Consider the following 20,257-nt stretch of genomic DNA (forward strand, 5'->3'; position numbering starts at 1 on the left):
CCTCCGCGGTCGTTCTGTCACACGTCCGCGGTCGTTCCGTGCATCCGCTGCGCATTCATGTGGCGCGGTTGCATGAAACGACCGCAGTCGCGGGTCGCATCAGCGCGGATGGGGCGCTGTCGAGTGCGCGGGTCGGGTACCGCGCCCGACGGCGTCAACTGATCGTGAGCAGCTGGTGGCCCGCCGCAACCGTCGAGCCGGGGTTCGCGTCGATCGCGCCGATGACGCCGTCCTTGTGCGCCTGGATCGGCTGCTCCATCTTCATGGCCTCGAGCACGACGACGAGGTCGCCCTTGACGACGTGCTGGCCGTCCTCGACGGCGACCTTGACGATCGTGGCCTGCATGGGCGCCTTGACGGCGTCGCCGGAGGCGCCCGCGACGACGGTCGGCGCGTGCGAGCGCCGCGACGGCGGCACGGCGGCGGGGCGTCCGATCTTCGACGGGGCCGCGACGATCCGATCGGGAAGGCTCACCTCGAGGCGCTTGCCCGACACCTCGACCACGACGGTATGCCGCGTCTCGACGGGCGCCGCTTCGCCGACCTCGCCGTCCCACGGCGGGATGTCGTTGACGAACTCCGTCTCGATCCACCGCGTGAACACGCCGAACCGGCCGTTCTCCGCCGTGAAGGCGGGATCGCGCACGACCTTGCGATGGAACGGCAGCACCGTGGGCATGCCCGACACGACGAACTCGTCGAGTGCGCGGCGCGACCGGGCGAGGGCCTCTTCGCGGGTGCGGCCGGTCACGATGATCTTGCCGAGAAGGGAGTCGAACGCGCCGCTCACGGTGTCGTTCGCCGTAACCCCCGAGTCGAGACGGATGCCGGGGCCGCCGAACGTCTTGAACTGCTGGATGCGCCCCGGCTGCGGGAGGAAGCCGCGGCCCGGGTCCTCGCCGTTGACGCGGAACTCGATCGAGTGCCCCTCGGGGGCCGGGTCGTCGTAGTCGATGAGCCCGCCCTCCGCGATGCGGAACTGCTCGCGGACGAGATCGATGCCCGTGACCTCCTCCGAGACCGGGTGCTCGACCTGCAGGCGCGTGTTGACCTCGAGGAACGAGATCGTGCCGTCGGCGCCGATGAGGAACTCGCACGTGCCCGCCCCCACGTAGCCGACCTCGCGCAGGATCGCCTTCGACGAGCCGTACAGGGCCTTGTTCTGCTCGTCCGTCAGGAACGGCGCGGGCGCCTCCTCGACGAGCTTCTGGTGGCGCCGCTGCAGCGAGCAGTCGCGCGTGGAGATGACGACGACGTTGCCCGCGGCATCCGCGAGACACTGCGTCTCGACGTGACGCGGCTTGTCGAGGTACTTCTCGACGAAGCACTCTCCGCGCCCGAAGGCCGTGACGGCTTCGCGCGTCGCCGACTCGAACAGCTCGGGGATCTCGTCCGCCGTGCGGGCGACCTTCAGTCCCCGCCCGCCGCCGCCGTACGCGGCCTTGATCGCGATGGGCAGGCCGTGGACCTCGGCGAACGCGACGACCTCGTCGGCTCCGCTGACCGGCCCGGGGGTTCCGGGGGCCAGCGGCGCGCCGACCTTCTCGGCGACGTGGCGGGCCGTGACCTTGTCGCCCAGGGCCTCGATCGCCTCGGGCGACGGGCCGATCCACACGAGGCCCGCGTCGATGACGGCGCGCGCGAACTCGGCGTTCTCCGCGAGGAAGCCGTAGCCGGGGTGCACGGCATCGGCGCCGGAGCGGCGGGCGACGGAGAGGATCTTCTCGATCGAGAGGTACGTGTCTGCGCTCGTGTCGCCGTTGAGGGCGTAGGCCTCGTCGGCGAGCTTCGCGTGCATCGCGTCGCGGTCCTGGTCGGCGTAGACGGCGACGGACGCCTTGCCGGAGTCGCGCGCGGCGCGGATGACACGGACGGCGATCTCGCCGCGGTTCGCGATGAGCACCTTGGCGATCTGGGGCATGGATGTCAGCCTACCCAGCGGCATGCGGCCCCTTTTGAGCGGTCCCCACAAGAAACCAGCGGAATCGTGTGAGGAGTCTACGAGCCGTTCCAGAGGTCGGTCCACGCGATGCCGAGCTCGCCCGTGAGACGGCGCAGCGTCGAGAGCGACATCCCGACCACCGTCGACGGGTCCCCCTCGACTCGCTCGATGAACGGCCCGCCCAGGCTGTCGATCGTGAAGGCCCCCGCGACGTGAAGGGGCTCGCCGGAGGCGACGTACGCGTCGATCTCGGCATCCGTCACATCCGCGGCGAACGACACGGATGCCTGCGCCACCGCATGCGCCTCCCTCGGGGCGAGTCCGGGCGTCAGCCGGTACACGCTGTGCCCCGAGTGCAGAACGCCCGTGCGTCCCCGCATCGCACGCCACCGGGCCGTCGCGATCTCGGCGGTGCGGGGCTTGCCGAGGACCTCTCCGTCGAGCTCGAACATCGAGTCGCCGCCGATCACGATCCCGTCGAAGCCGAGCGACCCGAGTCGCGCCGCCACCTCGGCGGCCTTGCGGCGCGCGAGCAGCAGCACGTGCTCGTCGGGCTCGAGCCTGCGACGCTCCGACGTCTCGACGGCCGCGACGACGGCGTCCTCGTCGACGTCGGGCGAGGCCGTCTCGGGCTCGATGCCGGCCTGCCGCAGGAGCATGAGGCGGGCGGGAGAGGTCGAGGCGAGGCACACGCGCATGACCCCCACGCTAGCGTCGAGGGTATGGAACCCGGAGACCTCATCGACCTCGACGTGACCGGAGTCGCCCACGGCGGCGTGTTCGTCGGACGGCACGAGGGCCGCGTCGTCTTCGTCCCCGACGCGATCCCCGGCGAGCGGGTGCGGGTGCGGCTGACGGATGTCGGCAAGGCGTCGTTCTGGCGCGGCGAGACGCTCGAGATCCTGGATGCCTCGCCTCACCGCCGCCCCCACGTGTGGTCGCAGGCGGACGTGGACGTCGCGCCGGAGCACCGCCCAGGCGGCGCCGACTTCGGGCACATCGACCTCGCGCATCAGCGTGGGCTCAAACTGCGGGTCGTGCTCGACGCGCTGCAGCGGATCGGCGGGATGACGCACGCGGCGGTGGGGATCACGGCCGCGCTGCCCCTCCTCGGCGACGCGCCGGACGTGCTCGCGGAGGTGCTTGACGAGGAGACGGACGACGGCACCAGGTGGCGGACTCGAGTGAGCCTGCACGTCGATGCGGACGGCCGCGTCGGCCCGTACGCGGCGCGCAGCCACAGGGTCGTCGAGGTCGACGACCACCCCCTCGCGACGTGGGAGATCGAGCAGGCGGCGCTCTCCCTCGCACGCGGCGACGGGACGCATGCCGCACCCGGGCGGGTGGACCTCGTGCAGCCCGCGGACGGCCGCGTGCGGGTCATCCCGCGACCGGACTCGCGGCGCGGCGCGCGCACGGGCAGCTCTCGCCGGGGAGGTGCCGCACGACCCGCCGCGGCGACGCGGAAGAGCGACCCGTCGCGCGACGTCGTCGTCGAGCGGGTCGCCGGGCGCGACTTCCGCGTCGACGCCGGCGGGTTCTGGCAGGTGCACCGCCTCGCGGCGAGCTCGCTCACGCAGACCGTCAAGAGCGCGATCCAGAGCTCGCGGCCCGACGGCCCGATCCGGCGCGACGGCGGGCTGTGGATCGATCCCGACGCGTGGCATCTCGACCTCTACGGAGGCGTGGGGCTCTTCGCCGCGGCGCTCGGCGATCTCGGCGGCGCGGCGACCCGGGTCACGAGCGTCGAGTCCGACCCGCGCGCCACCGAGCACGCGGGCGAGAACCTCGCCGAGTGGGTCGGCGCACGAGCCGAGACCGCTCGCGTGGACCGATGGATCGCGCGGCTCGCGGCCGAGGCGTCACCGTCTGAGCGCGAGCGTCTGTCGCGCGGCGTCGTGCTGCTCGACCCGCCCCGATCGGGAGCCGGACGTGAGGTCGTCGAAGGGATCGCCTCGCTCGCCCCCGCGACCGTCGTCTACGTCGCGTGCGACCCCGTCGCCCTCGCGCGCGACCTCGCGACCTTCCGCGCCGCCGGGTACGAGAGCGCGGCCATCGAGGCGCTCGACCTCTTCCCGAACTCGCATCACGTGGAGGCCGTCGCGACGCTCATCCGCTCGGCGTCGCCGCGCTAGCCTGGGCCCATGACGCGCGTCGCCCTCATCGACGACCACGAGTCCGTGCGGCTCGGGCTCGAGGCCGCGTGCCTGCGCGCCGGCACGAAGCAGGTCGTCTTCTCGGGAAGCACCGTGACGGCCTACCTCGACTGGCGCGCGTTCAGCCAGGCGCGTCCTGCCGACGTCGTCGTGCTCGACCTGACGCTCGGCGACGGGACGACCGTCACGGAGAACGTCCGCGCCCTCGTCTCGGACGGGTCGAGCGTCATCATCCACAGCGTCGCCGACCGGCCGGCGGCCGTGCGCGAGGCGCTCGCTGCGGGAGCCGCCGGCGTCGTGAGCAAGGCATCGCGCATCGACGACGTCATCGCGGCGATCCGCACCGTCGCGAGGGGCGAGCCGCTCAACAACGTGGAATGGGCCAGCGCGGTGGAGGGAGACCGCGCGTTCGCCGACGCGCAGCTGTCCGCTCGCGAGCGCGACGTCCTCCGGCTCTACGCGGCCGGGCTCCCGCTCAAGGCGGTCGCGGAGCGCCTCGGCGTGGCCTATTCGACCGCGAAGGAGAACATCACGCGCGTGCGCGTCAAGTACGTCGAAGTCGGGCGCCCGGCCCCCACGAAGGTCGACCTCCTGCGCAGGGCGATGGAGGACGGAATCCTCGCGCAGGCCGCGCCCGACCCCGGATCCGGCGATGAATGATGGAGCGCGGTGACGGCTGAGACGCCGCAGAGCATCCTCGACGAGGCGTGGGGACACATCCCGCAGACGCACGAGACGACGGCGGGGATGGGGTCGTTCACGCGCATCCGCGTCGAGCGCATCATCTCGGTCGCGGCGGGCCTCGGATCGCTCGTGCTCGGCGCACAGGCGCTCGTCACGGCGCTCGGGCCGTCCGAGGAGCTGCCCGCGTGGCACCTCCCCCTCCTCGTCGCGACGTTCGCGCCGCTGGCCGCGATGATCCTCGCCTGCCTCGTCGGGCGCGGCGTCCGGTTCACGGCGGGGACGTTCGCGATCGTCTACATCGCGGCGCTCGCGGTGTGGCCGCTCGCGACGCAGGGGTCGACGCCCGCGCCCACCGACGAACCCTGGATCTGGTACCTCGTCAACATCGCGACGCTCGCCGCCGTGCTGGCGTTCCCGCTGCCCCTGCAGCTCGTGTGGACGATCGTCGCCCCGCTCCTGTTCGGACTCGTCCGCCTGATCCAGGGCGGTTTCGGCCCGGAGGACCTGTGGATCGCGGTCGCGCTCGACGTCTCTTTCGCCCTCATCCTCGGCGGGGTGCTGCTGAGCCTGGGCTGGGTCTTCCGCTCGGTCGCCGCCAACGTCGACCGCACACGGGCGCGCGCGGTCGACTCGTACGCCGCCGCCGCGGCCGCCGACGCCGCAGAGGCGGAGCGCGTCGCCGTCGCGGCGCTCATGCACGACAGCGTGCTCGCGGCTCTCATCGCGGCCGAGCGCGCAGAGACGCCCCGCGAGCGGTCGCTCGCCGTCGGGATGGCGCGCGAAGCGCTCACGCGACTGGCGAACACGGAGCAGGACGCGAGCGAGGGCAGCGACGAGCCGACGGATGCCGCGACCGTCGCCGACGAGATCGAGCGGTCGTCGCGGGAGCTCGGCATCCGGCTCGTCGCCGAGCGCACGATCGATCCGGAGGGCGCGGCCATCCCCGGCAGAGTCGGGCGCGCTCTCGCCCTCGCCGCGGCGCAGGCGATCGCCAACGCCGTGCAGCACGCCGACGGACGCGGCCTCGCGGTCGCGGTGCGGGGGGTCTCCCACCCCGCGGCCGTCCGCATCGACGTGCGGGACACGGGCGGAGGGTTCGCGCTGGAAGAGGTGCCCGACGACAGGCTCGGCATCCGGGGCTCCATCATCGCGCGCGTCGCCGCCGTCGGCGGCACGGCGCGCATCGACGCGGGCGAGGTCGGCACGACGGTCCGGCTCGAGTGGCGGGAGGAGGAGCCGTGATCAGCGTCCGCACCGTGCTCGTGGGGCTCGGACTGGCCTTCACCGCCTACCTCGCCGCCCGCGGACTGTGGTGGACGAGCCCCGTCGGGCGGCCGCTGCTGGTCATCCTCGCGCTCGGGCTGTATCTCGTGACGACGTGGCTGTGCCTGTTCTGGGAGCGGCGGCCCTCGCGCAGATCCGGCGACCGCGATCCGGCGCCTCGGCAGCCGACCGTGCTGCCCGTGTGGGCGGCCGTCCTGGCGCTCGCGTGCGCCGTGATCGTGCCGAGCGCCATCTCGGTCGCCGTCGGCCCGCAGTCGCGGACGGAGCTGTTCGCCACCTGGTACCTGGGCGGCATCGGCGTGCTCATGACGATCGTCATGGTGCGGCGGCGGCCGTGGGTCGCGTGGAGCGGGATGGTCGCGCTCGCGGTCGCGTCGATCCTGTGGATGGGGGTTGGCGCGGCCCTCGCCCTCGGCCTCGTGGGGTCGATCGTGTGGGTCGCCTCGGCGCAGCTGCTCGTCGCCTCGATGAACCGCGCGGCGCGCGACACGAGCAGGCTCGCCCAGCTCCAGCGGGCGGCCTCGGCCTGGCAGGCGTCCCAGTCCGGTCGCCAGCGCGAGCGTCGCGTCCAGGTGCAGCGCGCGCTCGCCGTCGCAGGCCCCGTGCTCGCGCGGACGATCGCGACGGGCGGCGAGCTCGACGACGAGGAGCGGCTGAGCGCCCGCGTCGCGGAGGGCACGCTCCGCGACGAGCTGCGGGGCCCGCGTCTGCTCGACGACGACGTCCGCACGGAGCTCGCGGCCGCACGGCGCCGCGGCGCGACCGTCACGGTGCTCGACGAAGGCGGGCTCGAGGGGCTCGATGAGACGTCCCTCGCCGCGATCCGCGCTCAGCTCGCCGGCACGCTCCGCACGTCGCGCTCCGACCGGCTGTTCATCCGCACCGCGGCGCACGACACGGTCGCCGTCACGGTCGTGGGGCGCTCGGGTGCGAGCGACGGCATGTCGGACGAGGATGCCGTGGACCTGTGGAGCGAGATCCCGCGAGACCCGGAGCCGCCCGCGCCCTGACGTGAGTACGCTCCCCGTCCCGGTGGGGGAGGGGTACCGGGGCGGGGAGCGGAAAAGAAGAGGCGAGGGGCGGCGAAGCCGCCCGCCCCTCGCCTGGCGGACGGTTACCCGAAAACCGTCCGCATGGCCGAACCCGAGACCCGCAGTGCGGGGCAGGTCAGCCGAACGCGAGAGCGTTCCAGCAGTTCAAGTATGGAAGCCGTGCAAGTCCTCCGTCTGTAGGTATTTCGGGGGACAAAGTTGCCAGGGAGCACAAACCCGGCGTGGCGGCCATCGCGCCAGGGCGTCAGAGGACCCGGCATCCCGCCCCGCAGCGGCTCAGCCGCCGAAGCGGCCCCAGCCGACCTCGCGGCGCAGAGGCCCGCGCGTCGTCCTGGTCGACACGGCCCACGCCGTCCTCACCGGCTCGTCCTCGGCGAGAGCGGCGGCCGCCTCGCGCGCATACGCCTCGCTCACGACGGCGACGAGCGCGGCGAGTTCCTCATCCGTCGGGTTGCCGCGGAGCACCTCCACCGTGACGCGGTCGCCCGCGTCGATCTCCGCCCCCGTCATAGCGGGATGTTACCGTGCTTCTTCGGCGGCAGGCTGGCGCGCTTGCCGCGGAGCGACCGCAGCGCCTTGGCGACCGCGACGCGGGTCTGCGCAGGCTCGATGATGCCGTCCAGCTCGCCGCGCTCGGCGGCGAGGAACGGGGAGGCCACGTTGTAGGTGTACTCGTTCGCGAGGCGCGTGCGGACGGCCGCGACATCCTCGCCGTTCTCCTCGGCCTTCTTGATCTCGCCGCGGTAGAGGATGTTGACCGCGCCCTGACCGCCCATGACGGCGATCTCGGCGGTCGGCCATGCGAGGTTGACGTCGGCGCCGAGCTGCTTCGAGCCCATGACGATGTACGCGCCGCCGTACGCCTTGCGCAGGATCACCGTCACGAGCGGCACGGTCGCCTCGGCGTACGCGTAGAGGAGCTTGGCGCCGCGGCGGATGACGCCCGTCCACTCCTGATCCGTGCCCGGCAGATAGCCGGGCACGTCGACGAGGGTCAGGATCGGGATCGAGAACGCGTCGCAGAAGCGCACGAAGCGGCTCGCCTTCTCGCCGGCCTCGATGTTGAGCGTCCCGGCCATCTGCGACGGCTGGTTGGCGATGACGCCGACGGTGCGCCCCTCGATGCGGCCGAAGCCGATGACGATGTTGGGCGCGAACAGCGGCTGCACCTCGATGAAGTCGCCCGCGTCGACGAGCTCGCGGATGACGCCGTGGATGTCGTACGGCTGGTTGGGGGAGTCGGGGATGACGGTGTTCAGGGTGCGATCGGCATCCGTCGTCTCCCACTCGAACTCGGTCTCGTACGCGGGCAGCTCGGCCATGTTGTTGTCGGGGAGGAAGCCCAGGAGCGTGCGGACGTAGTCGATCGCGTCGTCCTCGTCCTCCGCGAGGTAGTGCGCGACGCCGGAGCGGGTGTTGTGCGTGTACGCGCCGCCCAGCTCCTCCATGCCGACGTCCTCGCCCGTCACGGTCTTGATGACGTCGGGGCCCGTGACGAACATCTGGCTGGTCTTGTCGACCATGATGACGAAGTCGGTGAGGGCGGGGGAGTACACGGCGCCGCCTGCGGCGGGACCCATGATGATCGAGATCTGCGGGATCACCCCGGACGCGCGGGTGTTGAGACGGAAGATCTCGCCGTACTTGCCGAGCGCGACCACACCTTCCTGGATGCGCGCGCCGCCCGAGTCGAGGATGCCGACGATCGGGATGCCGCTGCGCTCCGCGAGCTCCATGACCTTGATGATCTTCTCGCCCGCCACTTCGCCGAGCGACCCGCCGAAGGTCGAGAAGTCCTGCGCGTAGACGGCGACCGTGCGGCCGTGGATCGTGCCGACGCCGGTCACGACGGAGTCTCCGTAGGGGCGCGAGCGGTCCATGCCGAACGCCGTCGTGCGGTGGCGGACGTACTCGTCGATCTCGACGAAGCTCCCGGGGTCGACGAGCAGCTGGATGCGCTCGCGGGCCGTGAGCTTGCCCTTCGCGTGCTGCTTGTCCCGCGCCCTCTCCTCCGCGTCGACGACGGCTTCCTGGTAGCGGGCGCGGAGGTCCGCGATCTTGCCGGCGGTCGTCGTGAGGTCGGGCGCATCGGTCACGTTCTCCACCCTAGCGGCGGGCCCTTTCCTGGCCTTGGAGAGTGCGTACAAGGGCTTGCGGCATCCGCTGTCGACTTCCGTGCGCTCTCGACGAGCCGGGATGCCGGAACCCGCCCCGCGTAGGGTGAGACCATGCCGATTCCCGCCGAAGGGTACCCTCGCGCCGCCGCCGTCAGCCCGCGCCTCCAGGTCACCGAGTCGACGGGGTCGACGAACGCCGATCTGGCGGCCGCAGCGGCCGCGGCACCCGCGGACTGGCCGAGCCTCTCCGTGCTGCTCACGGCGGATCAGCGCGCGGGACGGGGCCGCCTCGACCGCACGTGGACCGCGCCTCCGGGGACGGCGCTGGCCGTCTCGACCCTCGTCCGCGTCCCCGGGATCCCTCCGCACGCGCGCGGCTGGATCCCGCTCGCCGCGGGGGCCGCGATGACCCGCGCGGTCGCGTCGCAGGTGCGCGGCACGGGCCACTCGCCGGGGCTCAAGTGGCCCAACGACGTGCTCCTCGACGGCCTCAAGGTCTGCGGGATCCTCGCGGAGGTCGTGCCGGGGCATCCAGACGCCGTGGTCGTCGGTGCGGGCGTGAACACGCGGATGCCGCAGGCCGATCTCCCCGTCGCGACCGCGACATCCTTCGCGGCGCTCGGCCTCGAGTCCGACGACGATCGGCTCCTCGCCGACTACCTGGTCGCGCTCGGCGAGCACCTCGCGGCCCTCGCGGCGACCGACGGCGACGCCGCGGCCGCGGGTGTGCTCGGCGAGGTGGAGGCGCTGTGCACGACCGTCGGCAGCGACGTCGTCGTCTCGCTTCCCGACGGGGCGAAGCTCGCGGGCCGGGCGCAGCGCATCGATCCAGACGGGCGGCTCGTCGTCGTGACGGGCGACGCCGAGACCGCCGTCTCCGCCGGCGACGTGGTCCACGTGCGCTGACGCATTCCGACGCAATGCCGGGTGGGAGCAGGAATCTGCCGGCCGCGCGCTCCACAATGGGTGCATGAGCCAGCCGATGACGTACGGCGGACGGCCGCTGACGCCCGCGCCGGGCGCCCCGACGCCCGAGCTGCGCATCGCGCGGTTCCGCAGCCATGCGCGCCGGCTCGTGTGGCCGGCGCTGCTGCTCATCGCTGTCGCCGGCGCCGTGGGCTTCTTCTTCGGCAATCTCCCCGCCCCGTTCCACGACTGGATGCTCGTCGCCGCGGCCTGCCTCATCGTGTTCTTCCTCGTGCTCCTTCCGTTCCTGTCGTGGTGGTCGCACACCTACACGGTGACCACGCGACGCGTCATCGAGCGGAAGGGGATGCTCGCGGCGAAGCAGCGCGAGCTCGCGCACGTGCGGGGCTACACGATCCAGGTCCGGCGCGGCCCGGTGCAGCGACTGTGGGGCGCGGGAACGCTCGTGCTCTCCAACGGCGTCGACGGGCCGCTCCGGCTCGTGAACATCCCGAGCGCCGCGCTCGTGCACGAGGTCCTCGTCGACCAGGTCGAAGTCAGCCAGATCCTCGCGCATCGCGACGCTCAGGCCTTCACACCGCCTCCGCTGCCGTCCGCGTGACGCGGGGCCGCCGCCGCACCCGCGCGGACCGGGCTGCGGGTTTGGGATGATGGAGACGACGAAGGGAGCCCCATGGCGCTGCGTGTCGGAGTCGTCGGCGGAGGGCAGCTGGCCCGCATGATGATCGCCCCGGCCGTGGAGCTCGGCGTCGAGCTGCGCGTGCTGGCCGAGGAGCCCGGGATGGCGGCATCCCTCGCCGCGACGGCTGTGGGGGACTATCGCGACGCCGACACGGTGCTCGCGTTCGCCCGCGACGTCGACGTGCTGACCTTCGACCACGAGCACGTGCCGCAGGATGTCCTGAGTGCCCTGGTCGACGCCGGCGTCGCCGTGCGTCCGGGACCCGAGGCGCTGCGGCACGCGCAGGACAAGATCGTCATGCGCACGCGGCTGGCGCAGCTCGGGATGCCGCAGCCCGACTGGGCCGCGGTCTCGAGCCCCGACGGGCTGCAGGACTTCCTCGACGCGCACGGCGGGCGCGCCGTCGTCAAGACGCCGCGCGGCGGGTACGACGGCAAGGGCGTGCGGGTCGTGGGCGCCGCGACAGAGGCCGACGACTGGTTCGCGGCCCTCGCGGAGGACGCCCGCGGCGGCGCACTCCTCGTGGAGGAGCTGGTCGACTTCAGTCGCGAGCTCGCGCAGCAGGTCGCCCGTCGCCCGTCGGGTCAGATGCGCGCGTACCCCGTCGTCGAGACGGTGCAGCGCGGCGGGGTCTGCGCAGAGGTCATCGCCCCCGCGCCGCATGCGAGCGAGCGGTGCATGGAGCTCGCCGCGCAGATCGGCGTGACGATCGCACAGGGCCTCGACGTGACCGGGATGCTGGCGGTCGAGCTCTTCGAGACGACCGACGAGCGCATCCTCGTCAACGAGCTCGCGATGCGCCCGCACAACAGCGGCCACTGGAGTCAGGACGGCGCCGTCACTGGGCAGTTCGAGCAGCACCTGCGCGCCGTCCTCGACCTGCCGCTCGGCGACCCGTCGCCGCACGCGCCGTGGTCTGTCATGGTCAACATCCTCGGCGGGCCGGCGGAGGACTCCCTCGACGACCGCTTCGCGGCGGCGATGACGGAGCATCCGTCCGCGAAGGTGCACACGTATGGCAAGGCTCCTCGCCCCGGGCGCAAGGTCGGGCACGTCAACGTGTCGGGAGACGACCTCGACGACGTCGCCTACGAGGCCCGCGCCGCCGCGTCCTTCTTCGGAGACTGATCCTCCCTCCCTTTTCGCCTGTCACGTGTCGGGTGTCGGGTGTCCAGGACATCCGGATGCCGGCGCGGGGCGTCCGGGTGTCTTGGACATTCGGCTGCGGTGGGGTGCCGGGGCGCGGGCCCACCGGCGTCGGCAGCGGGGATGCGGGTGCGCGCCGTTGCGGGGTTCTCGCAGGGTCTCGGCCTAGCCTGGTCGGGTGACCCGGCCGCTGCATTCCTCCGACGCGCCCCTGGTCGGCGTCGTCATGGGCTCCGACTCGGACTGGCGCGTCATGAGCGACGCGTCCCAAGCGCTCACCGACTTCGGCATCCCGCACGAGGTCGAGGTCGTCTCCGCGCACCGCACGCCCGACAAGCTCGTCCGCTACGGGCGTGAAGCGCGGGCCCGCGGCATCCGCGTCATCATCGCGGGCGCCGGCGGGGCCGCGCACCTGCCGGGCATGCTCGCGTCCGTCACGGCGCTGCCCGTCATCGGCGTCCCCGTGCCGCTCGCGCTCCTGGACGGCATGGACTCGCTCCTGAGCATCGTGCAGATGCCCGCGGGCATCCCGGTCGCGACGGTCTCGATCGGCGGGGCGAAGAACGCGGGGCTTCTCGCGGCTCGCATCCTCGGGACGACGGATGCCGAGATCGGCGATCGCGTCGAGGAGTACGCGCGCGAGCTCGAAGCCGCCGTGGAGGAGAAGAACCGGCGGCTGAAGGACTCCCTGTGAGCGTCATGAGCCCGCCCCGGCCCGGCGAGGCGACCGGCTACTCCGCGCCCCACGTCGTCGAGAAGAAGCCCCTGCGTCACCCCGACGGGACGCGCGAGACGATGACGCGCCGCGGCTGGTGGCTCGTCATCCTGAACTTCCTCCTGCCCGGGTCGGCTCAGGCGGTCGCGGGGAATCGCCGGCTCGGAAAGGTCGGCCTCGGCGCGACTCTGGCGATGTGGGCCCTCGCGATCCTCAACCTGGTGGCGCTGCTCCTGTGGCGCACGGCGCTCGTGTCGTTCTACACGGGCGCATGGATCCCCGACCCGCTCTCGTGGTTCCGCCCCGTCCCGCTGCTCCTGCTCCAGGGACTGCTCATCGCGTACGCGGTCCTGTGGGTCGTGCTCACGATCGACACGCTCCGGCTCGTCAGGCTCGTGCGCACAGGACCCGGCGCCCGCTTCGGCATCGCGGGGCTCTCCGTCGCCCTCCTCGTCGTCGCGGGGGGAGGGGCCGTCTCGGCATCGCAATACGTCGGAACGACGCGCGACACGCTCGGCGCCGTGTTCGGGCAGAGCGGCCCATCGGTGCCGCCGTCCGACGGCTACTACAACGTCCTGCTGCTCGGCGCCGACAGCGGTGCCGGTCGCGATTCCATGCGCTTCGACAGCATCTCGGTCGTCTCGGTCAACGCCGACACGGGCGCTGTCACGATCACCGGCATCCCGCGCGACATGCCGCACGCGCCGTTCCCCGAGGACAGCCCCATGCACGCGGCGTACCCCGAGGGGCTCACGGGGCACGACTCGCCGACGTGCGCCTGGGGCTCGGGCATCAACCAGCTGATGAACGCCGTCGAGGTGTGCAGCGACGACCGCGGCGCGAGCCTGTACCCGGATGCCGCGGCGAACGGCTCGCGCCCCGCCGTCGAGGCGACGAAGGATGCCGCGGAGGGCATCCTCGGCATCGAGATCCCGTACTACGTCTTCCTCGACATGAAGGGCTTCGCCGACCTCGTCGACGCGCTCGGCGGCGTCGACATCACTGTCGAGCAGCGCCTTCCGAAGGGCGGCGGTCCGTCGTACCAGGGTCAGCCCGCGGAGGACTGGGCGATCGGCTGGATCGAGGCGGGTCCTCAGCACATGGACGGCGACACGGCCCAGTGGTATGCGCGCTCGCGCTACACGACGAACGACTGGGACCGCATGAAGCGCCAGCGGCAGCTGCAGGAGGCGATCCTGCAGCAGTTCACGCCGGCGAACGTCCTGACGCACTTCAACGCGGTCGCGGCGGCCGGCGTCGACATCGTGCAGACGGATCTTCCGCAGTCGCTGCTTCCGTACTTCCTCGAGCTCGCGATGAAGTCGAAGGAGCTGCCCCTCACGAAGATCGAGCTCACTCCCGAGGGCGGCATCGACGACCAGCAGCCCGACTTCGCGTACATCCGCGACCTTGTCCGCAACGCACTGCATCCGCCGACGCCGACGCCGGAGGGCTGAGCCGGGCCTGGGTCGGCGCCCTGGCGGCCGAGCGAGGCCGGAGCCCCGGCGGCCGAGCCGAGGGGCGAACGCGTCTCCGTGCAGGACTGCGGGTGCCTCGGCATCCGTCGTCGTCCCCTCGCTAGGCTCGACAGCATGACGACGACGCTCCGGGTCGTGCTCGACCAGCTCGTGGCTCCTACCGACCCCGATCTGCGGACGGCGTCGCGAGAGCTTGCGCAGGCGCTCGTGCAGACGGCTCCGCGTGGGTGCGTCGTCGAGGCGGTCGTGCCGTCCGCGTCCGAGGCGACGGATGTCGGCGACCTCGTCGCAGGACTCGCCGACGTCCGCAAGACGGCGCTCGCGCGGCGCGAGCTCGCGGCCGCCGTGCAGCTCGGCGCTCCGACGGGCATCGGCGGCGGGATGATCCACTCGCCGTCGCTGTTCGCGCCCCTCGTGCGGCACGACCGCGTCCACGACAACGATCAGACGGTCGTGACGCTGTGGGATCTGCGCCCCTGGGAGGCGCCGGACGAACTGCCGAGGGCTACGGCGATGTGGCACAGGGCGATGCTCAAGCGTGCGGTCAAGTATGCCGACGCGGTCGTCGTGCCGACGCACGCCGTCGCCTCGCGGCTCGCGGAGCTCGCGCCGAAGCTCGGCGATCGCGTGCGGGTCATCGCGGGGGCGGCACCCGCCGGCTTCTCCGTGCCGCGAGACGACGTGGGCCGCCGTCGGGCGCTCGGCCTCCCCGAGGGCTTCATCCTGCTCTCCGGCGGCATGGCCCCCTCGGACGGACTGGAGCGCGGCTTCGCGGCCATCGCCGCCTCCGGCCTCGACGTCCCCGTCGTCGTCATCGACGCGGCGGAAGGCGAAGAGCCCGCGATCGCCGAGCTCGCGTCGGCCTCCGGCATCCCCGAGACCCACGTCCACGTGCGCTGCGCGCTCGACACGGCCGACCGCGCGGCCGTCTTCGGCGCCGCCGTCGTGTTCGGCGCGCCGTCCCGCCGGACGGCCTTCCCCTGGCGGGTGGTCGAGGCGCTCGCGCTCGGCGTCCCGGTCGTCGCGGCCGACTCCGCCGTGCACGTCGAGGTCATCGTCGACGGCGGCATCCTCGTCGAGGACCGGGATGCCGCGGCCGCCGCCCTCGTCTCGGCTCTGGGCTCCACCTCGGCCGCCGAACGCCTCGCGGTGCTCGCATCCGACCGCGGCAGGGCGTTCTCGTGGCGTGAGGCGGCGACCCGGGTGTGGGAGCTGCACGCGGAGCTGTAGCGGGGATGCCGGCTCCCGGAGGGCGCCAGTACCGCAGCGCTACTGCCTGCGCATGTAAGCGACGGCGTCCTTGCTGGGGCCGTCGAATGCGACCTTTCCGTTGCGCAAGAGGATGCCGCGCTCGCACAGCTCGGACACCATGTTGAGATCGTGGCTTACGACGACGAGGGTCTTTCCTGCGGCGTGCAGCTCCCGGATACGGGCGAGGCACTTCTTCTGGAACGGCTCATCGCCCACCGACAAGATCTCGTCGATCAGAAGCACGTCGACCTCGGTGTGGATTGCGACAGAGAACGCGAGGCGCAAGAACATACCAGACGAGTAGTGCTTCACCTCGGTGTCGATGAATTGCTCGATCTCGCTGAACGCGACGATCTCGTCGAATCGGTCCTCGGTCTCCTGCTTCGTCATGCCGAGGATCGCCGCGTTGAGGTAGATGTTCTCGCGGCCGGACAGATCGGGATGGAATCCCGCACCCACCTCGATGAGGCCGGCAACCCGTCCTCGCGTGAGAACGCGGCCACTGTCCGGACGCAACACTCCCGAGATCATTTTGAGGGTCGTCGACTTGCCGGACCCGTTGAACCCCAGCAGCGCCACGGCCTCGCCTTCGGCGATGTCGAACGAGACGCCGTCGAGCGCATGGAAGTCGGTTGTGAGTTGCTTGCGACGGATGGCCGCGACAAACGTCTCCTTGATGGAATGCGTGTGGCGCAGTTTGAAGCTCTTGTGGATGTCGTCCACCACGATGCGCGGTGCAATGAGCTCAGAGGTCCTGGGCAAATCGACCCTCCAGACGGCGGAACACGGACTGGCCGAGTACGAGGATGATCGCCGACATGAGAAGCGCGATCACGGAAAACAGTGCGAGATTCGGCAGGGTCTGAGCGCCTGTGGGATCGAGGGGAAACCAGATGCCGTAGTGGAAGAGCTCGACGGCGGGCGTCAGCGGGTTCAGCCGATAGAGGGTGAAGAGCCAGTGAGGCAGTCTGCTGCTGACCATCTCCCACTGGTACATGACGGGCGACGCCCACACCGCGGTCATGATGATGATCTCGACGAAGCTCTGGGCGTCACGGAAGGTCACGTTGATCGCGCCGAAAAGCAAGCCGAGTCCGGTTGCGAGCAGTGCGACAATCACAAGACCCAGGAGGATCGCCCCGACCTGCAGCAGTGAGGGTGCCCATCCGAAGAACAGCGAGATCGCGATGACGACGATGATCTGGGGGATCGTGTTCACTGCCGCGATGAGCATGCTGGAGACGGGAAACATCTCGCGCGGAAGGTAGATCTTCTTGATGAGCGCCGCGTTGTCGACGAGGGAGCGGGTCCCGTTCGAGAATGCCTCGTTGAAGAAGGAGATGATCGTGGTACCCGCGAGAAGGTAGATAGGGAAGAACTCGACACGGTCGTTCTGCCCAAGGAAATACCCGATGGCGACGAAGAACACGACGAACTGAACGAGCGGCTTGACGTAAGACCAGAGCCACCCCAGCAGCGAGCCGCGATAGCGGATCTGCACTTCTTTGCGCACGATGAGCGAAAGAAGGTAACGACGCCGGAACACGTCGAACAAACCGACGCTGCGGCCGGGTGAACCGAGAGCCTGCCCGTTGGACATCATGCGCGACAGAGCCTTCGATCTCGAACTGCTGGGAACCTGCCCTGAACGGGCTGTTACATCATAGTCAGCAGCTCGCTGTCGGGTTGCTGAGAGGGGCCGCTGGTAAGCTCATTTGGTTCCCCGCCAGCCACCCGAGAGACGCCCGCGCATCGTGACACCTGAGATCGTCCTTGGCCAGCCAGCCCTGTTTCGCGTGATCCATCCCGAAGCACTTCCCGACGATCTCTCGGATCGCGAGTCCCGTCTGCTTGTCGGTGCATTCAACTTCCACGCCCTCATGGCTCCCGGCCGCACGCTCACCGTCAATGCGTACGACGGCGGAGGAGAGTCGCTGCCCAGGCTGACAGACGATGCAACGTTCGACGGTCACTCACGCGCGTTCCGCAGGCGCGAGTTCACGGTCGAGATCGAGAGCGGCGTATCTCCGGAGGAGCGAGAAGCGACCGCTGCCGAGGCCTCGGCTGCGCGACTTCCCGTCAGCGACGTTCGGCACGTGCATGTGTCACGCGACGATGTCCTTCGATACGACCCGCCGCGGCGCGTCCCGAGTGACGGAGTCAGGAAGATGCTCAGCGTGCTGCGCGCCAAGTGGCCGCTCATCTATGACGACCTGCGCGACCTGGAGCTGCTGAGGCACCGTAAGGGCCTTGTGAATCCGCAGCCACGCCGGAATTACGAGGCAGAGTTCATGGAGGGCGGCATCCACGCGGGGAACGAGATCGTCGTCGCCGAGTCGGCATCGGGCGACGCTCCGCGGGCGGTGCTCCTCGGGCTGCACTGGTTCGAGCTCGGGGGAGCAGAACGTTGGGCATTCGAGACGGTTCGCATCGTGAGAGATGCCGGGCTCCTCCCGATCGTGCTCACGAACCGGGACTCGCATCATGCTTGGATCGCGAGATCTGAACTCGACGGGGCCGTCGTCATCCCGTTCTCCGAGCCGACCGTCGCATCGCAGACACCTGGTGTGGAGGAGTTGATCCGCGCCATTCTTCGCTCTTTCGATGTGCGCGGTGTCGTCGTGCACCACAATCAATGGCTCTACGATCGTCTCCACTGGATCGTGGCGTCTCGCCCCGGCATCCCGATCATCGACTCGACGCACATCGTCGAGTACAGAGGCGGCGGATACCCGGGGAGCAGCGTCATGGTGGATGGGGCGATCACGAAACATCACGTGATCTCGCCTTCGCTCGCTCGGTGGATGATCGATGTTCAAGAGGTTCCGGCCGAGAAGGTCGTTCTCGCGCCGCTGGGCGGGCTGACCGTCGCGCCAAAGGACGCGCGCTTTCGCCCGCGCGGGGATGAGCCGTTCACGGTGGCGTTCATAGGGCGCATGGCGCGCCAGAAGGCGCCCGAAGTCTTCATCGAGACGGCGAAGTCGTTGTCCCGTCTCGATCGCCCGTTCCGGTTCGTCATGCACGGCGACGGCGACATGGCGACGTGGGTCGATGACCTCATCCGCTCGCATGGACTCGAGGGTCGGATTGTGCGTCGCGACTCGTCGACTCCGGTCGACGTCACCCTCGATGAAGCGCACGTGCTCGTGGTGACGTCCCACAACGAGGGCCTGACGCTCACAACGCTCGAGGCCATCGCGCATGGCGTGCCCGTCATCTCGACGGATGTCGGTGCGCAGTCGGACATCATCCCGTCTGAGGCGCTCGTTCCACGGAATCCCCATCGGGCCGTTCGTGAGCTGGCTCGCAAGCTCGCGGAACTGGACGACGACGAGGAGCGACGCCACGAGCTCTGGCGCGTGGAGCGGAAGGCCGAGAAGCACCTGCTGTCACTGCCGTCCGCCACAGAATGGTTTGAAGGAGAAGTGAGCGCATGGTGAATGTCGCTGCGGTCGTGGTGACGTTCAACCGGCTCGAGAAGCTCAAGAAGGTCATCGCGTCGATTGAGGCCCAGACTCGCCCGGTCGCGAGCATCATCGTCATCGACAATGCGTCGACAGACGGCACGGCGGACTTCCTCGCTGCGCTCGAGACGAACGTGCCGCACGAGATCGTGCGGATGGACACGAACACCGGCGGTGCCGGTGGGTTCGCCGAGGGCATGCTGCGGGGGTACTCCGCAGGAGCCGATCACGTCTGGATCATGGACGACGACTGCTACCCGCAGCCGGAGGCTCTCGACAGGCTTGTGCGCGGCTTTGACGACGCCGTCGCCGAGCTCGGCGCGGATGTGCCATTCGCGTGCTCAGTCGTGGAGTTCACGGACGGCAACATCTGTGAGATGAACAATCCCGTTCCCACGTGGGATTGGGCGCGTCTGCTCGTCAAAGGCCAGCGCAGCGTCATGGTCACAGCGTGCTCGTTCGTGTCGGTCCTCATTCCGCGCTGGGTCATCGCCGAGTACGGACTTCCGTACGTCGAGTACTTCATCTGGTTCGATGACCGTGAGTACACCCTCAGGCTGACGGCGCGGTGCCCCGGCGTCCAGGTGCTGGACAGCGTCGTGATCCACGACATGGGGGACAACCGCGGCGTGAACTTCGCCATGGTCGACGAGAAGAGCCTGTGGAAGTTCGAGTACGGCGTACGCAATGAGGCGTCTTATCAGCTCCACCACCGCGGACTGCTCTACTACCTCGAGTTCGGCGCGCGACTGCTGGTCAGTCTGCACCGCGGGCGAGTTCCCTTCCTTCTTCGAGTGAGACTTGCGAAGAAGCTCCTCGAAGGGATCGGCTTCAATCCGGCGGTGAAGTTCCCCGACCGCGATGCGCGTTGAACATCGAGGATTCGGACGTCTCGGAACTTGTCTCTTGACAGCGACCACGTATGGGACTACTCGACGACGGTAGCTCCTGAGTCGTCCACGCGGATGACACCCCTCTCGAAGGACTGCTCGCACTTGCTCGTCTCGGAGTCGCAACGCTGTGAACTCGTGGGGTAGCCGAGGCCGCGTTCGTAGTCGTTGGCGTTCCACACCTGGCGGATGGGCCCGGTGATCGGGTATGTGCCGCTGGTGGAGGTGTAGATGACGCCGTTCTGGAAGTCCTGGTAGCAGGCGCCGCCGGCGAGTCCGCATCGGCGTGCGCTGATCGGGTAGCCGAGGCCGCGTTCGTAGTCGTTGGCGTTCCATACCTGGCGGATGGGCCCGGTGATCGCGTATGTGCCGCTGGTGGAGGCGTAGATGACGCCGTTCTGGAAGTCCTGGTAGCAGGCGCCGCCGGCGAGTCCGCATCGGACTGCGCTGATCGGGTAGCCGAGGCCGC

At 70.3% G+C, this 20,257-nt stretch carries 19 protein-coding genes; 12 read left to right on the top strand and 7 right to left on the bottom strand.

Annotated elements, in window-relative coordinates:
- Positions 1-154: 154 nt before the first annotated feature.
- Both FHS08_RS10880 and FHS08_RS10885 read right to left on the bottom strand, forming a co-directional pair.
- Positions 155-1,921 (bottom strand): acetyl/propionyl/methylcrotonyl-CoA carboxylase subunit alpha, encoded by a 1,767-nt coding sequence (locus tag FHS08_RS10880; protein WP_167038865.1) that lies wholly within the window; start codon positions 1,919-1,921, stop codon positions 155-157.
- Positions 1,922-1,998: 77 nt separating this feature from the next.
- Entirely contained in the window at positions 1,999-2,640 is a 642-nt protein-coding gene (locus tag FHS08_RS10885) for a Maf family protein (protein WP_167038867.1), read from the bottom strand.
- 24 nt (positions 2,641-2,664) lie between these two features.
- Here FHS08_RS10885 and FHS08_RS10890 point away from each other — a divergent pair, with 24 nt between their 5' ends.
- Genes FHS08_RS10890 through FHS08_RS10905 form a run of 4 tightly spaced genes read left to right on the top strand, consistent with a single transcriptional unit; the run spans position 2,665 to position 7,076 of the window.
- Positions 2,665-4,077: a class I SAM-dependent RNA methyltransferase gene (locus FHS08_RS10890; RefSeq protein ID WP_167038869.1), complete on the top strand. Its 1,413-nt coding sequence runs from the start codon at positions 2,665-2,667 to the stop codon at positions 4,075-4,077.
- A 9-nt stretch (positions 4,078-4,086) separates the two neighbouring features.
- Positions 4,087-4,758 carry a response regulator gene (locus FHS08_RS10895; protein WP_167038871.1) on the top strand — a complete coding sequence of 224 codons (672 nt, stop codon included), beginning with the start codon at positions 4,087-4,089 and terminating at the stop codon, positions 4,756-4,758.
- Positions 4,759-4,767: 9 nt separating this feature from the next.
- Entirely contained in the window at positions 4,768-6,024 is a 1,257-nt protein-coding gene (locus FHS08_RS10900; protein ID WP_170283193.1) for a sensor histidine kinase, read from the top strand.
- Positions 6,021-7,076, top strand: coding sequence for a hypothetical protein (locus tag FHS08_RS10905; protein WP_167038873.1), 1,056 nt, complete (start codon positions 6,021-6,023; stop codon positions 7,074-7,076). The genes FHS08_RS10900 and FHS08_RS10905 overlap by 4 nt, the downstream gene beginning before the upstream one ends.
- A 318-nt stretch (positions 7,077-7,394) precedes the next feature.
- Here the strand turns inward: FHS08_RS10905 and FHS08_RS10910 are convergent, their stop codons facing one another.
- Both FHS08_RS10910 and FHS08_RS10915 read right to left on the bottom strand, forming a co-directional pair.
- A complete protein-coding gene (locus FHS08_RS10910; protein WP_167038876.1) occupies positions 7,395-7,628 on the bottom strand; it encodes an acyl-CoA carboxylase subunit epsilon in 234 nt (77 codons plus the stop codon).
- Positions 7,625-9,223 carry a carboxyl transferase domain-containing protein gene (locus tag FHS08_RS10915; RefSeq protein WP_167038878.1) on the bottom strand — a complete coding sequence of 533 codons (1,599 nt, stop codon included), beginning with the start codon at positions 9,221-9,223 and terminating at the stop codon, positions 7,625-7,627. Before FHS08_RS10915 ends, FHS08_RS10910 begins: the two co-directional genes overlap by 4 nt.
- Positions 9,224-9,346: 123 nt before the next feature.
- Here FHS08_RS10915 and FHS08_RS10920 point away from each other — a divergent pair, with 123 nt between their 5' ends.
- From FHS08_RS10920 to FHS08_RS10945, 6 genes are all read left to right on the top strand, one after another.
- On the top strand, positions 9,347-10,141 hold the full coding sequence (locus tag FHS08_RS10920; RefSeq protein WP_167038880.1) for a biotin--[acetyl-CoA-carboxylase] ligase: 795 nt from the start codon (positions 9,347-9,349) through the stop codon (positions 10,139-10,141).
- Positions 10,142-10,205: 64 nt separating this feature from the next.
- Complete coding sequence (locus tag FHS08_RS10925; protein ID WP_167038882.1) at positions 10,206-10,763, top strand: PH domain-containing protein; 558 nt, start codon at positions 10,206-10,208, stop codon at positions 10,761-10,763.
- A gap of 72 nt (positions 10,764-10,835) precedes the next feature.
- Complete coding sequence (locus FHS08_RS10930; protein ID WP_167038885.1) at positions 10,836-11,972, top strand: 5-(carboxyamino)imidazole ribonucleotide synthase; 1,137 nt, start codon at positions 10,836-10,838, stop codon at positions 11,970-11,972.
- A gap of 244 nt (positions 11,973-12,216) precedes the next feature.
- Positions 12,217-12,684 (top strand): 5-(carboxyamino)imidazole ribonucleotide mutase, encoded by a 468-nt coding sequence (gene purE / locus FHS08_RS10935; RefSeq protein WP_167039829.1) that lies wholly within the window; start codon positions 12,217-12,219, stop codon positions 12,682-12,684.
- Entirely contained in the window at positions 12,681-14,162 is a 1,482-nt protein-coding gene (locus tag FHS08_RS10940; RefSeq protein ID WP_424960796.1) for an LCP family protein, read from the top strand. Before purE ends, FHS08_RS10940 begins: the two co-directional genes overlap by 4 nt.
- 135 nt (positions 14,163-14,297) lie before the next feature.
- Positions 14,298-15,413: a glycosyltransferase gene (locus tag FHS08_RS10945; RefSeq protein ID WP_167038887.1), complete on the top strand. Its 1,116-nt coding sequence runs from the start codon at positions 14,298-14,300 to the stop codon at positions 15,411-15,413.
- A 39-nt stretch (positions 15,414-15,452) separates the two neighbouring features.
- Here the strand turns inward: FHS08_RS10945 and FHS08_RS10950 are convergent, their stop codons facing one another.
- Positions 15,453-16,196: an ABC transporter ATP-binding protein gene (locus FHS08_RS10950; protein WP_167038889.1), complete on the bottom strand. Its 744-nt coding sequence runs from the start codon at positions 16,194-16,196 to the stop codon at positions 15,453-15,455.
- On the bottom strand, positions 16,180-17,037 hold the full coding sequence (locus tag FHS08_RS10955; RefSeq protein WP_167038891.1) for an ABC transporter permease: 858 nt from the start codon (positions 17,035-17,037) through the stop codon (positions 16,180-16,182). The genes FHS08_RS10950 and FHS08_RS10955 overlap by 17 nt, the downstream gene beginning before the upstream one ends.
- A 151-nt stretch (positions 17,038-17,188) precedes the next feature.
- Here FHS08_RS10955 and FHS08_RS17295 point away from each other — a divergent pair, with 151 nt between their 5' ends.
- Positions 17,189-18,874 carry a glycosyltransferase gene (locus FHS08_RS17295; protein WP_167038893.1) on the top strand — a complete coding sequence of 562 codons (1,686 nt, stop codon included), beginning with the start codon at positions 17,189-17,191 and terminating at the stop codon, positions 18,872-18,874.
- A complete protein-coding gene (locus FHS08_RS10965) occupies positions 18,868-19,770 on the top strand; it encodes a glycosyltransferase family 2 protein (protein ID WP_167038894.1) in 903 nt (300 codons plus the stop codon). The genes FHS08_RS17295 and FHS08_RS10965 overlap by 7 nt, the downstream gene beginning before the upstream one ends.
- A gap of 56 nt (positions 19,771-19,826) precedes the next feature.
- On the opposite strand, the gene FHS08_RS10970 is transcribed toward FHS08_RS10965, so the two are convergent.
- On the bottom strand, positions 19,827-20,257 hold a 431-nt coding region (locus FHS08_RS10970; protein ID WP_424960797.1), incomplete at its 5' end, for an LGFP repeat-containing protein.

The sequence above is a fragment of the Microbacterium ulmi genome (genome assembly GCF_011759705.1).
Lineage (GTDB): Bacteria > Actinomycetota > Actinomycetes > Actinomycetales > Microbacteriaceae > Microbacterium > Microbacterium ulmi.

Excerpts from the sequence above, each read along its gene's own strand:
- FHS08_RS10895 (WP_167038871.1), top strand. The coding sequence starts at position 4,087 with ATGACGCGCGTCGCCCTCATCGACGACCACGAGTCCGTGCGGCTCGGG.
- FHS08_RS10965 (WP_167038894.1), top strand. The coding sequence starts at position 18,868 with ATGGTGAATGTCGCTGCGGTCGTGGTGACGTTCAACCGGCTCGAGAAG.
- FHS08_RS10910 (WP_167038876.1), bottom strand. The coding sequence starts at position 7,628 with ATGACGGGGGCGGAGATCGACGCGGGCGACCGCGTCACGGTGGAGGTG.
- FHS08_RS10880 (WP_167038865.1), bottom strand. The coding sequence starts at position 1,921 with ATGCCCCAGATCGCCAAGGTGCTCATCGCGAACCGCGGCGAGATCGCC.
- FHS08_RS10885 (WP_167038867.1), bottom strand. The coding sequence starts at position 2,640 with ATGCGCGTGTGCCTCGCCTCGACCTCTCCCGCCCGCCTCATGCTCCTG.
- FHS08_RS10920 (WP_167038880.1), top strand. The coding sequence starts at position 9,347 with ATGCCGATTCCCGCCGAAGGGTACCCTCGCGCCGCCGCCGTCAGCCCG.
- FHS08_RS10955 (WP_167038891.1), bottom strand. The coding sequence starts at position 17,037 with ATGATGTCCAACGGGCAGGCTCTCGGTTCACCCGGCCGCAGCGTCGGT.
- FHS08_RS10945 (WP_167038887.1), top strand. The coding sequence starts at position 14,298 with ATGACGACGACGCTCCGGGTCGTGCTCGACCAGCTCGTGGCTCCTACC.
- FHS08_RS10890 (WP_167038869.1), top strand. The coding sequence starts at position 2,665 with ATGGAACCCGGAGACCTCATCGACCTCGACGTGACCGGAGTCGCCCAC.
- FHS08_RS10925 (WP_167038882.1), top strand. The coding sequence starts at position 10,206 with ATGAGCCAGCCGATGACGTACGGCGGACGGCCGCTGACGCCCGCGCCG.
- purE (WP_167039829.1), top strand. The coding sequence starts at position 12,217 with ATGGGCTCCGACTCGGACTGGCGCGTCATGAGCGACGCGTCCCAAGCG.
- FHS08_RS10930 (WP_167038885.1), top strand. The coding sequence starts at position 10,836 with ATGGCGCTGCGTGTCGGAGTCGTCGGCGGAGGGCAGCTGGCCCGCATG.